The following is an 11850-nucleotide window of genomic DNA, read 5'->3' on the forward strand; positions in this document are numbered from 1 at the left end:
CAATTCGGCGTTCAGGCGCGCGAATACAGAAGGTTGCCGATCCATTCGCGTGCTTCCGGACCAAACCAGCCCAGGATCACACCCAGCCACACGGTGATGAACACCAGACCGCCGATGATCATGGCAAAGGCGTAGTGATAGATGTATCCGGTCTGCAGGCGACGCACGATGCTGGCGACAAAACCCACGACCTTGGCCGAACCGTTGACGAGCAGGCCATCGATCAGGATCGCGTCGCCCACCTTCCACAGCACGGTACCGAGGCCACGACCGGCTGCGGCGAAACCGTTGATGTAGAGGTGATCCATGTAGTACTTCTGTTCGAGCAGCTTGCGTACGCCGATCTTGCTGAACACGCGATCGATAGCGGCGGGCAGCGCGGGCTTGACCATGTAGAACACGAACGCAGCAGCGACGCCGGCGGCGGCCAGCCAGAACGGCAGCGTGGCGAAGGCGTGCAGGCCCATGTGGAACGCGTCGTGCGCGTGATGGATCACCGCTTCCATCGCCGGATGCAGGTCGTGGTTCACGAAGATCACGTTCTTGAAGAAGTCGCCTGCCAGCATCGGGCCGATCGCGAGGTAACCGATCACCAGCGACGGGATGGCCAGCAGCACCAGCGGCAGCGTCACCACCCACGGGCTTTCGTGCGGCTTGTCGTTTGGCCCCAGGCCGTGGTGATGCTCGTCCTCGTCGTGCGCATCCGCGTCGTGGGCGTGGTGGTGGCCCTGTTCCATCCAGCGCTCCTTACCGTGGAACACCAGGAAGTACATGCGGAAGGAGTAGAACGCGGTGACGAATACACCGGCCAGCACGGCGAACTGCGCGAAGCCCGCACCCGGCAGCGTCGACGCTTCGACCGCCAGGATGATCGAATCCTTGGAATAGAAACCCGACAGGAACGGTGTGCCGATCAGCGCCAGCGAACCAATCAGCGAGGTGATCCAGGTGATCTTCATGTACTTGCGCAGGCCGCCCATATTGCGGATGTCCTGGTCATGGTGCATGCCCATGATCACCGAACCCGCGGCCAGGAACAGCAGCGCCTTGAAGAAGGCGTGCGTCATCAGGTGGAACACGGCCACCGAGTACGCCGATGCGCCCAGCGCCACCGTCATGTAGCCCAGCTGCGACAGCGTCGAGTAGGCGACCACGCGCTTGATGTCGTTCTGGATGATGCCGAGAAAACCCATGAACAGCGCGGTGATCGCGCCAATTACCAGCACGAAGTTCAGCGCCGTCTCAGACAGCTCGAACATGGGCGACATGCGCGCCACCATGAAGATACCGGCGGTGACCATCGTAGCGGCGTGGATCAGTGCCGAGATCGGGGTCGGGCCTTCCATCGAATCGGGCAGCCACACGTGCAGCGGGAACTGCGCCGACTTGCCCATGGCACCGACGAACAGCAGGATGCAGGTCACGGCCATCAGCGACCAGGTGTGGCCGGTCATCAGCGTGATGGTGGTGTCCTTCAGCTCCGGCGCCTTGGCGAACACTTCGGCGTAGTCGAGGCTGCCGAAGTAGGCCAGCACGAGGCCAATGCCCAACAGGAAACCGAAGTCGCCGACGCGGTTCACCAGGAAGGCCTTGAGGTTGGCAAAGGTCGCGGTCGGGCGCTTGAACCAGAAGCCGATCAAGAGGTAGGACACGAGGCCCACCGCTTCCCAGCCGAAGAACAGCTGAACGAAGTTGTTCGCCATCACCAGCATCAGCATGGAGAAGGTGAACAGCGAGATGTAGCTGAAGAAGCGTTGGTAGCCCGGATCCTCGTGCATGTAGCCGATGGTGTAGATATGCACCATCAGCGACACGAAGGTGACCACACACATCATCATCGCGGTCAGCGTATCGACGAGGAAGCCGACGTTGAAGTCGACGCCGTTGATCGACAGCCACGTGTAGACGGTGCCGTTGTAGGCCTCGCCACCCGACAGCATGTGGTTGAGCACATAGGCCGACAGCGCGAACGACACCGCGACGCCACCAATGGTGACGCAATGCGCGGCGCGGCGACCGATCGCCCAGCCAAACAGGCCAGCGACGAGGGCACCGAACAAGGGCGCAAGCGGAATCAGCAGGTAAATTGTTTTCATGTCCATTGTTATGACCCGTAGTTTTCCGGTTAACCCTTGAGGTGATCGAGGTCTTCGACGTTGATCGAGCGCAGGTTACGGAACAGCACGACCAGGATCGCGAGGCCGATGGCCGATTCGGCCGCCGCCACCGTCAGGATGAAGAACACGAAGATCTGGCCGGCGGAGTCGCCGAGGAACTGCGAGAACGCGATGAAGTTCATGTTGACGGCGAGCAGCATCAGCTCGATCGCCATCAACAGCACGATCAGGTTCTTGCGGTTCATGAAGATGCCGAACACGGAGATCGCAAACAGGATCGCCGCCAGCACCAGGTAATGTTCGAGTGTGACCACGTCTTATTCTCCCTTTGCGCCTTCGCCCTGCCCTTCGGCAGCCGGCTTGGGCGCTTCGAAGGTCGGCTTGGGTTCGCTGTCCACCTTGACGATGCGCAGGCGGTCGTTGCGCTTCACCTTCACCTGCTCACCGGGCTTCTGGAACTTGGTGTTCTTGCGCTTGCGCAGCGTCAGCGCAATCGCGGCGATCATGCCCACCAGCAGCACGAAGGCGGCAAGCTGGAACGGCAGGAAGTAGGTGGTGTAAATCTGCACACCCAGATCGCGCACGTTGTTGTACTCGGGTGCGCGCTCCATCAGCGTCACGCCCTTCAGCTGCGCGGCCGGATGGGTCAGGATCAGCACCATTTCCACCGCCATGATGGCGGCGACGACGGTCGCCAGCGGCACGAACTTCCAGAAACCCTTGCGCAGTTCCTCGAAGTTGATGTCCAGCATCATCACCACAAACAGGAACAGCACCATCACTGCGCCGACGTAGACGACGACGAGCGAGACGGCGAGGAATTCGGCCTGCATCAGCATCCACAGCATGGCGCCGGTGAAGAACGACAGCACGAGGTAAAGCGCGGCGTGCACCGGGTTCTTGGCGGTGATCACCATCAGCCCGGCAAACAGCAGCACGGCGCTGAACACGTAGAAAAGGACTTCGGTCATGACGGATTCCTGTGCTTAGCGGTACTTGGCGTCGGCCGCCTTGCGGGCGGCGATCTCGGCTTCATACTTGTCGCCGACCGCGAGCAGCATGGGCTTGGTGTAGTAGAGATCGCCACGCTTCTCGCCGTGGTATTCGAGGATGTGCGTCTCGACGATGGCATCGACCGGACAGGCTTCCTCACAGAAGCCGCAGAAGATGCACTTGGTCAGATCGATGTCGTAGCGCGTGGTGCGACGGGTGTTGTCGTCCGGACGCTGTTCCGACTCGATGGTGATCGCCATTGCCGGGCACACCGCTTCGCACAGCTTGCAGGCGATGCAGCGCTCTTCGCCGTTGGCGTAGCGGCGCTGGGCATGCAGGCCGCGGAAACGCGGGCTCATCGGCGTCTTTTCTTCCGGGAACTGCACAGTGATCTTGCGCTGGAAGAAGTGGCGCCCGGTCAGCATCAGGCCCTTGACCAGCTCGACGAGCAGGAAGGTCTTGAAGAAATGATTGATTCTTTCCATGGCTCTTTCCTTACTTCCAGATCGACAGCGGGGTCTGCATCCACGCACCGATCAGCACGATCCACACCAGTGTCACGGGGATGAAAATCTTCCAGCCCAAGCGCATCAGCTGGTCATAGCGATAGCGCGGGAAGGTGGCGCGGAACCACAGGAAGCAGAACAGCATGGCGGCGACCTTGAGCACCCACCACAAAAAGCTCGGTGCGCCCAGGAAGCCCCAGCTCGCCGGGAACGGCGAGAGCCAGCCACCGAGGAACATCACCGAGGTCAGCGCCGAAATCAAAATCATGTTCGCGTATTCGGCGAGGAAGAACAGCGCGAAGCTCATGCCCGAGTATTCGATCATGTGGCCGGCGACGATTTCCGATTCACCCTCGGTCACGTCGAACGGCGCGCGATTGGTTTCGGCCACGCCGGCGATGAAGTAGACGACGAACAGCGGCATGAGCGGGATCAGGTTCCAGCTCAGGATCGAGCCGCCCCCGATGCCCTGCCCTTGCTGGTTCACGATGTCCGACAGGTTGAGCGAGCCCGACACCATGATCACGCCGATCAGCGCGAAGCCCATCGCCAATTCGTACGAGATCACCTGCGCCGCGGCACGCATCGCGCCGAGGAAGGCGTACTTGGAGTTGGACGCCCAGCCCGCCAGGATCACGCCGTACACACCCATCGAGGTGATGGCCATCACGTACAACAGGCCCACGTTCACATCGGCGAGCACAAAGCCTGGGTAGAACGGCACCACGGCCCAGGCGGCCAGCGCCGGCACCAGCACCCACACGGGGGCCAGGAAGAAGAGGCCCTTGCTGGCGGCGGATGGCGCGATGATTTCCTTGAGCAGCAGCTTCACGCCATCGGCCACCGGTTGCAGCAGGCCGAACGGGCCGACGCGGTTGGGGCCGATGCGGATCTGCATATAGCCGATCACCTTGCGCTCGGCGAGCGTGAGGTAAGCGACCGCGCCCATCAGCGGGGCGACGATGCAGACGATCTTGAGCAGCGTCCAGACCACATGGCCGAGTTCGACGCCGAGGTGGTTTTGCAACAGTTCCATCGTGATCTCGTCCTTTATGCCTGGGTCACTTCGATGGCCGCGGTCAGCGCGCCGAGGGCACGGGTCGCCGGCAGGTTGGCTGCCACGCGCACCACGTCATCGGCAAGACCTGCGTCGAGTGCGACGGCGAGCGTCGCTACGCCGGCACCCTGCTTCACCTGGGCGTTGCCGCCATGAGCGAGGCCGAGCTTGGCGAGCGTCGCAGCATTGGCCTTCAGCTGGCTTGCAGCCAGCGCATCAGCCGTAGCCTGCAGCGCCGGGGCGCGACGGGTCAGCATGTCGAGCTGGTAGATCGGCACTTCGCCCAGGCGAACCACGCCGCTCGCGGCCTGGGCCTTGACGGCCACCGGTGCGACCGCCGCGTTGGACAGCTTGGCGGCGACATCGCCCGCCAGCACCAGATCGCGCACTTCTTCCGAGCTGTTGAAGCCGAAGTTTTCCAGCCCCAGGAGGTTGCCGAGCACGCGGAACACCTTCCAGGCCGGGCGGGTTTCGCCCAGCGGGCGCACCACGCCGTTGAAGCTCTGCGGCTTGCCTTCGACGTTGACGAAGGTGCCCGAGGTTTCCGAGAACGGCGACACTGGCAGGATCACGTCGGCGTGTTCCAGCGCGCAGCTGCCAAAGCTACCCAGCGCGACGACCATGTCGGCCTGCTGCACGGCGGCAAGCGCTTCGGCGCCATTGGCGGTATCGAATTCGACTTCGGTGTTCAGCAGCACGTAGGCCTTCTTCGGCTGGGCGAACACATTGCCGGCGCCGGTGGCACCAGCAAGTTGCGCCCCGACCGAGTTGGCGGCAGCGGCGAACACGCCGAGCTTGGCGCCGACGAGTTCGGCCAGCGCGGCGGCGGCGGCATGGAGCTCGGCGTAGCGCGGGTTCTGCTGCGCGAGGTTGCCCAACGCAATGCTGGTCTTGTCCTTGCCTTCGAACACGGCGGCCACCGCACGGGCAGCGTCGGTCACTTCGACGCCAGCGAGGTCGATATGGGCCGGCGCCGCGACGCCACGCGCCTCGGTCACGGCCTTGATCACGGCGAGCACGCCTTCGACCAGCTGATCCGGGCGGACGATGAGTTCACCCGCCAAAGTGGTCAACAGGTCATCGCCGTGCGAATTGACGATGGCAAGCTTGGCGCCCTTCTTCACCGCCTGACGCAGACGTTGCGCGATCAGCGGCTGCTCCTTGCGCAGCGTCGAGCCGACGACCAGCACGGCATCGCTGCCGACGAAATCGACGATGGACTGACCGAGCCAAGTTGCGCCCTGGGTCTTGAGACCGAAGTCGGCGGCGCGCAAACGCGTCTCGACGTTCTGGCTGCCAAGGCCCGCGAACAATTGCTTGAGCAGGTACAGCTCTTCGAGCGTCGCCTGCTCGGTGGCGACGGCGGCAATGCTGTCGGCGCCATGGTTGGCAATGATGTCCTTCAGGCCGTGCACCACGTATTCGAGCGCGCTCTGCCAGTCGGCTTCCTGCCACACACCACCTTGCTTGATCAGCGGCTTGGTGAGGCGCTCTTCAGAATTCAGCGCTTCGTAGCTGAAGCGGTCACGGTCGGCGATCCAGCATTCGTTGATCGCTTCGTTTTCCAGCGGCAGCACACGCTTGACGCGGTGGTCCTTGACCTGGACCACGAGGTTGGCACCGAGGCCATCGTGCGGGCTGACCGACTTGCGACGGCTCAATTCCCAGGCACGGGCGCTGTAGCGGAATGGCTTGCTGGTCAGCGCGCCGACCGGGCACAGATCGATCACATTGCCGGAAATTTCCGAATCGACGGTCTTGCCGATGAAGGTCATCACCTCGGTGTGCTCGCCGCGGCCCGGCATGCCGAGCTCCTGGTACCCAGCGATTTCCTCGGTGAAGCGCACACAGCGGCTGCAGTGGATGCAACGCGTCATGTCGGTGGAGATCAAGGGGCCCAGGTTCTTGTTGGGCACCACGCGTTTCTCTTCCTCGTAACGCGAGGCCGAGCCACCGTAACCCACGGCCAGATCCTGCAGCTGGCACTCGCCACCCTGGTCACAGATCGGGCAATCGAGCGGGTGGTTGATCAGCAGAAACTCCATCACCCCCTTCTGCGCCGTCACCGCCATGTCGGAGTGCGTATGCACCTTCATGCCGTCAGTGACCGGCGTGGCACAGGCCGGCAGGGGCTTGGGTGCCTTTTCCACCTGGACGAGGCACATGCGGCAGTTGGCCGCGATCGACAGTTTCTTGTGGTAGCAGAAATGCGGAATGTGCACGCCCACCGAGTGGGCTGCGTCCATCACCGTGCTACCGCCGGGTACTGTCAGTTTCTTACCGTCGATTTCGATTTCGAGCATATCGATTCGATCCCAATCACAAAGTCTGCAACGAACACATGCGCATCACCCGGCTCAGTAGCCCGGGGCGACGCAATTCTTGTGTTCGATGTGGTGTTCGAATTCGGCGCGGAAATGCTTGAGCATCCCCTGGACCGGCATGACTGCGGCGTCGCCCAGCGCACAAATGGTGCGGCCGGCGATATTGGCGCCGACAGAGAGCAACAGGTCTAGATCTTCGGCGCGCCCCTGGCCGTGCTCGATGCGATGCACGACGCGGTAGAGCCAGCCCGTGCCTTCGCGGCACGGCGTGCACTGACCGCACGATTCCTCGAAGTAGAAGTACGAGAGCCGCTCCAGCGCCTTGACCATGCAGGTGGTCTCGTCCATCACGATCACTGCGCCCGAGCCCAACATGGAACCGGCCTTGGCGATGGAGTCATAATCCATCGTGCATTGCATCATGATGTCGGCCGGCAGCACCGGGGCGGACGAGCCACCCGGGATCACCGCCTTGAGCTTCTTGCCGCCGCGCATGCCGCCGCACATCTCAAGCAGTTCGCTGAACGGCGTGCCGAGCGGAATCTCGTAGTTGCCAGGCCGGTTCACATGGCCGGAGACCGAAAACAGCTTGGTGCCACCGTTGTTGGGCTTGCCCAGTTCGAGGAACTTCTGCCCACCCTCGCGGATGATGTACGGCACCGAGGCGAACGTTTCGGTGTTGTTGATAGTGGTCGGCTTGCCATAGAGGCCGAAGCTCGCCGGGAACGGCGGCTTGAAGCGCGGCTGGCCCTTCTTGCCTTCCAGCGATTCCAAGAGCGCTGTTTCCTCGCCACAGATGTAGGCACCGTAACCGTGGTGGCCATGCAGCTGGAACGAAAAATCGGTACCGAGGATACGCTCGCCCAGGAAGCCCGCGGCGCGCGCCTCTTCCAGCGCAGCCTCGAAGCGCTGGTAGGCCTCGAACACTTCGCCGTGGATGTAGTTGTAACCGACCGAGATGCCCATCGCGAAGCCGCCGATGATCATGCCTTCGATCAGCGCGTGCGGGTTGTTGACGATGATGTCGAGATCCTTGAAGGTTCCCGGCTCGCCCTCGTCGGTATTGCAGACCAGGTACTTCTGGCCCGGGAAACTCCGGGGCATGAACGACCACTTGAGGCCGGTGGGGAAACCCGCACCGCCACGGCCGCGCAATGCCGACGCCTTCATCTCGGCGATGATCGCATCCTGCGTGATGCCTTCTTGCAGGATCTTCTTCAGCGCGGCATAGCCGCCGCGCTTGATGTATGCGTCGATCTTCCAGCTGTTCGGATCGTCGAAATCGACGCCCTCGAACACGACGCCCTTCACGTATACGGTCATGTTATTCGAGCTCCGCCAGTTTCTTGTCGATCGCTTCAGGCGTCATGTGCTTGCACATGCTGTGATTGTTCATCAACAGCACCGGCGCATAGCCGCAAGCGCCCATGCACTCGCCTTCCTTCAACGTGAAACGGCCATCCGCGGTGGTTTCGCCGTAGCCGATACCGAGCTTCTGCTGCAGATACTTGCCCGCATCGGCGCCACCGGACAAGGCACAGGGCAGGTTGGTACAGACCGTGATCTTGTGGCGGCCGACCGGCTCGCGGTCGAACATGTTGTAGAAGGTGGCGACCTCGTAGACGGCAACCGGGGCGATGCCGATGTACTCGGCCACTTCCTCGATCAGTTCGTTGGTCAGCCAGCGGTGTTCCACCTGCGCAATGCGCAGGGCGCTCATGGTGGCGGAACGGCGCTGCTCGGCCGGGTACTTCGCCAGTTCCCGGTCGATCTCTTTGCGCGCGTCGTCGCTCAGCAGTCTGGTAGCGGCCATCAGCGGTCGATCTCCCCAAATACGATGTCCTGCGTGCCGATGATGGCGACCACGTCCGACAGCATGTGGCCGCGTGCCATCTCATCGAGGGCGGCCAGATGCGCGAAGCCGGGGGCGCGGATCTTCAGGCGGTAAGGCTTGTTGGCGCCGTCGGACACCATATAGATGCCGAATTCGCCCTTCGGATGCTCGACGGCGGCATAGGCCTCGCCTTCGGGCACGTGCATGCCTTCGGTGAAGAGCTTGAAGTGGTGGATCAGCTCTTCCATGTTGGATTTCATGCCAACGCGCGACGGCGGTGCGATCTTGTAGTTGTCGACGATCACCGGACCCGGGTTCGCCTTGAGCCACGCCACGCACTGCTTGATGATGCGGTTGGACTGGCGCATTTCCTCGATACGTACGAGGTAGCGGTCGTAGCAGTCGCCGTTCTTTCCAACGGGGATGTCGAAATCGAGCTTGTCGTAGACTTCGTACGGCTGCTTCTTGCGCAGATCCCAGGCAATGCCAGAACCGCGCAGCATCGGGCCGGTGAGGCCCAGATTCATCGCGCGTTCCGGCGTGAGCACGCCGATGCCGACGGTACGCTGCTTCCAGATACGGTTGTCGGTGAGCAGCGTTTCGTACTCGTCGACATAGGTCGGGAAGCGATTGGTGAAGTCCTCGATGAAATCGAGCAGCGAGCCTTCGCGGTTGCTGTTGAGCCGCTTGATCGCGGCTTCGTTGCGCACCTTCGATGCCTGGTATTGCGGCATCTGGTCCGGCAGGTCGCGGTAGACGCCGCCCGGGCGGTAGTAGGCCGCGTGCATGCGCGCGCCCGACACCGCCTCGTAGCAATCCATCAGGTCTTCGCGCTCGCGGAAGGCGTAGAGGAAGATGGTCATCGCGCCGCAATCGAGGCCGTGCGCACCGATCCACATCAGGTGGTTCAGCACGCGGGTGATCTCGTCGAACATCACGCGGATGTATTGCGCGCGGATCGGCACTTCGATGCCGGCCAGCTTCTCGATCGCCATCACGTAGGCGTGCTCGTTGGCCATCATCGACACATAGTCGAGACGGTCCATATACGGCAGCGACTGGATGTAGGTCTTGGATTCGGCGAGCTTCTCGGTCGCGCGGTGCAACAAGCCGATATGCGGATCAGCGCGCTCGACGACTTCGCCGTCGAGCTCGAGCACCAGACGCAGCACGCCGTGCGCGGCCGGGTGTTGCGGGCCGAAGTTCAGCGTGTAGTTACGGATTTCAGCGGCCACCGTAATTCTCCTCGCGAATGATGCGCGGGGTGATTTCGCGCGGTTCGATGGTGACGGGTTGGTAGATCACGCGCGCCTGCTCCGGGTCGTAACGCATCTCGACGTAGCCCGACAGCGGGAAGTCCTTGCGGAACGGGTGACCGACGAAACCATAGTCGGTGAGGATGCGGCGCAGATCCGGATGGCCTTCGAACACGATGCCGTAAAGGTCGAACGCCTCGCGCTCGAACCAGTTGGTGCCGCTCCACACTTCGACCACCGACGGCACGACCGGGAAATCGTCGTCCGTGGCGAACACACGCACGCGCAGGCGCACGTTGTGGGCGTAGGAAATCAGGTGGTAGATGGCGGCAAAGCGGCTGCCTTCCCACACGCTGTCCTTGTAGGCGCTGTAGTCGATGCCACAGACGTCAAGACAGCCTTCAAACTTCAGCTCGTCGCGCAGCTTCAGCGACACGGCGGCCCACTGGGTGGCCGGTACTTCGACGGTCACTTCGTCGAGCTCGACCTTGAGGCTGGCAATGGCGGCCTCGCCAAGCTTGGCGTTCAATTCGTCGACGAGCACATTGAGGGTCATGGTGGTCATGGTCTGGCCCTCACGCCTTGGCCGCAGCGATCTGCTTGCCGCGGGCGATGGTGTTGGTGCGCTTGATCTTGTTCTGCAACTGGATCAGGCCGTAAAGCAGGGCTTCCGCGGTCGGCGGGCAACCCGGCACGTACACGTCCACCGGCACGATGCGGTCACAGCCACGCACCACCGAATACGAGTAGTGGTAGTAGCCACCGCCATTGGCACAGGAGCCCATGGAGAGCACCCAGCGCGGCTCGGGCATCTGGTCGTAGACCTTGCGCAGCGCAGGCGCCATCTTGTTGCACAGCGTGCCGGCGACGATCATCAGATCGGACTGGCGCGGCGAGGGGCGGAACACGATACCGAATCGGTCGAGATCGTAACGGGCCGCACCGGCCTGCATCATCTCGACCGCGCAACAGGCGAGACCGAAGGTCATCGGCCACAGCGAACCGGTACGGGTCCAGTTGACCACGGTATCGACCGTGGTCGTGATAAATCCTTTTTCCAGGCTTTGCGCTTCCATCATTCCCACTCCAAGGCGCCTTTCATCCACTCGTAAACGAAGCCGACCACGAGCACCGCGAGGAAAATCATCATGGACAAGAAGCCGAACATGCCGATTTCATCGAGCACCACGGCCCAGGGCACGAGGAAGGCCACTTCGAGGTCGAACAGAATGAAAAGGATGGCCACGAGGTAATAGCGCACGTCGAACTGCATGCGCGCGTCTTCGAAGGCCTCGAAGCCGCACTCGTAAGGCGAGAGCTTGGCCGGATCCGGGTTGACGGTGCCCAGCACCTTGCCCACACCCCAACCCAAGAGCATCGGCACTACACCGACGAGGACACCCACCACCAGGAACATCAGTATGGGGAAATAGTTCTGCAGCATTCGGATCCCCGATCAGAATCAATGACAAGAACAGGCAAGATATTGAAAGTTATTGTTATGGTTATTGATGCTCGTAAAAACGCCGGGAGTGACCCGGCGTTTTTATATTAAGTATGGTGCCGACAGTGAGACTCGAACTCACACGGCCGCAGCCACTACCCCCTCAAGATAGCGTGTCTACCAATTTCACCATGTCGGCTTCAAGCAGCAATCTAAAACAGAGAAGCGAGCTTATTCGGGAATCTGCGCCGGCGCCGAGGCACTGGGCGCCACCGCTGCCGGTTTGACATCCTGCATCACGCCCAGCGAGGATTTCTGG

12 protein-coding genes and 1 tRNA gene are annotated in these 11850 nt (G+C 62.1%); all 13 read right to left on the reverse strand.

Features of this window, described 5'->3' with window-relative positions:
* Nucleotides 1-11 precede the first annotated feature (11 nt).
* The 13 genes from nuoL to NLI84_RS02300 all read right to left on the reverse strand — a co-directional run bounded on the left by nuoL (nt 12) and on the right by NLI84_RS02300 (nt 11730).
* Entirely contained in the window at nt 12-2102 is a 2091-nt protein-coding gene (gene nuoL / locus NLI84_RS02240) for an NADH-quinone oxidoreductase subunit L (protein ID WP_255987882.1), read from the reverse strand.
* Nucleotides 2103-2125: 23 nt separating this feature from the next.
* Nucleotides 2126-2431 (reverse strand): NADH-quinone oxidoreductase subunit NuoK, encoded by a 306-nt coding sequence (gene nuoK / locus NLI84_RS02245; RefSeq protein WP_255987883.1) that lies wholly within the window; start codon nt 2429-2431, stop codon nt 2126-2128.
* Between the two features lie 3 nt (nt 2432-2434).
* Nucleotides 2435-3088: an NADH-quinone oxidoreductase subunit J gene (locus NLI84_RS02250; protein ID WP_255987884.1), complete on the reverse strand. Its 654-nt coding sequence runs from the start codon at nt 3086-3088 to the stop codon at nt 2435-2437.
* A 15-nt stretch (nt 3089-3103) separates the two neighbouring features.
* Nucleotides 3104-3595 carry an NADH-quinone oxidoreductase subunit NuoI gene (nuoI, locus tag NLI84_RS02255; RefSeq protein WP_148716763.1) on the reverse strand — a complete coding sequence of 164 codons (492 nt, stop codon included), beginning with the start codon at nt 3593-3595 and terminating at the stop codon, nt 3104-3106.
* A gap of 10 nt (nt 3596-3605) precedes the next feature.
* Entirely contained in the window at nt 3606-4652 is a 1047-nt protein-coding gene (gene nuoH, locus NLI84_RS02260; RefSeq protein ID WP_255987885.1) for an NADH-quinone oxidoreductase subunit NuoH, read from the reverse strand.
* Nucleotides 4653-4666: 14 nt separating this feature from the next.
* Nucleotides 4667-6976 (reverse strand): NADH-quinone oxidoreductase subunit NuoG, encoded by a 2310-nt coding sequence (gene nuoG, locus NLI84_RS02265; RefSeq protein ID WP_255987887.1) that lies wholly within the window; start codon nt 6974-6976, stop codon nt 4667-4669.
* Nucleotides 6977-7030: 54 nt separating this feature from the next.
* Nucleotides 7031-8320, reverse strand: a complete 1290-nt coding sequence (nuoF, locus tag NLI84_RS02270; RefSeq protein WP_255987888.1) for an NADH-quinone oxidoreductase subunit NuoF — start codon at nt 8318-8320, stop codon at nt 7031-7033.
* Between the two features lies 1 nt (nt 8321).
* Nucleotides 8322-8810: an NADH-quinone oxidoreductase subunit NuoE gene (gene nuoE, locus NLI84_RS02275; protein WP_373316870.1), complete on the reverse strand. Its 489-nt coding sequence runs from the start codon at nt 8808-8810 to the stop codon at nt 8322-8324.
* Complete coding sequence (locus NLI84_RS02280) at nt 8810-10066, reverse strand: NADH-quinone oxidoreductase subunit D (RefSeq protein ID WP_255987890.1); 1257 nt, start codon at nt 10064-10066, stop codon at nt 8810-8812. The genes nuoE and NLI84_RS02280 overlap by 1 nt, the downstream gene beginning before the upstream one ends.
* Nucleotides 10056-10643, reverse strand: a complete 588-nt coding sequence (locus NLI84_RS02285; RefSeq protein ID WP_255987905.1) for an NADH-quinone oxidoreductase subunit C — start codon at nt 10641-10643, stop codon at nt 10056-10058. The genes NLI84_RS02280 and NLI84_RS02285 overlap by 11 nt, the downstream gene beginning before the upstream one ends.
* 19 nt (nt 10644-10662) lie before the next feature.
* On the reverse strand, nt 10663-11166 hold the full coding sequence (locus tag NLI84_RS02290) for a NuoB/complex I 20 kDa subunit family protein (protein WP_255987891.1): 504 nt from the start codon (nt 11164-11166) through the stop codon (nt 10663-10665).
* Complete coding sequence (locus tag NLI84_RS02295) at nt 11163-11531, reverse strand: NADH-quinone oxidoreductase subunit A (protein ID WP_255987892.1); 369 nt, start codon at nt 11529-11531, stop codon at nt 11163-11165. Before NLI84_RS02295 ends, NLI84_RS02290 begins: the two co-directional genes overlap by 4 nt.
* Nucleotides 11532-11645: 114 nt before the next feature.
* Nucleotides 11646-11730: transfer RNA gene (locus tag NLI84_RS02300), tRNA-Leu, on the reverse strand.
* Nucleotides 11731-11850 lie beyond the last annotated feature (120 nt).

The sequence above is a fragment of the Chitinolyticbacter albus genome, assembly GCF_024437655.1.
Classification (GTDB): domain Bacteria; phylum Pseudomonadota; class Gammaproteobacteria; order Burkholderiales; family Chitinibacteraceae; genus Chitinolyticbacter; species Chitinolyticbacter albus.

What these genes read in the sequence shown, in the direction of transcription:
- NLI84_RS02290 (WP_255987891.1), bottom strand. Translation starts at nt 11,166, where the DNA reads ATGATGGAAGCGCAAAGCCTGGAAAAAGGATTTATCACGACCACGGTC.
- nuoI (WP_148716763.1), bottom strand. Translation starts at nt 3,595, where the DNA reads ATGGAAAGAATCAATCATTTCTTCAAGACCTTCCTGCTCGTCGAGCTG.
- nuoF (WP_255987888.1), bottom strand. Translation starts at nt 8,320, where the DNA reads ATGACCGTATACGTGAAGGGCGTCGTGTTCGAGGGCGTCGATTTCGAC.
- nuoE (WP_373316870.1), bottom strand. Translation starts at nt 8,810, where the DNA reads ATGGCCGCTACCAGACTGCTGAGCGACGACGCGCGCAAAGAGATCGAC.
- NLI84_RS02285 (WP_255987905.1), bottom strand. Translation starts at nt 10,643, where the DNA reads ATGACCCTCAATGTGCTCGTCGACGAATTGAACGCCAAGCTTGGCGAG.
- nuoL (WP_255987882.1), bottom strand. Translation starts at nt 2,102, where the DNA reads ATGGACATGAAAACAATTTACCTGCTGATTCCGCTTGCGCCCTTGTTC.
- NLI84_RS02295 (WP_255987892.1), bottom strand. Translation starts at nt 11,531, where the DNA reads ATGCTGCAGAACTATTTCCCCATACTGATGTTCCTGGTGGTGGGTGTC.
- nuoG (WP_255987887.1), bottom strand. Translation starts at nt 6,976, where the DNA reads ATGCTCGAAATCGAAATCGACGGTAAGAAACTGACAGTACCCGGCGGT.
- NLI84_RS02250 (WP_255987884.1), bottom strand. Translation starts at nt 3,088, where the DNA reads ATGACCGAAGTCCTTTTCTACGTGTTCAGCGCCGTGCTGCTGTTTGCC.
- nuoH (WP_255987885.1), bottom strand. Translation starts at nt 4,652, where the DNA reads ATGGAACTGTTGCAAAACCACCTCGGCGTCGAACTCGGCCATGTGGTC.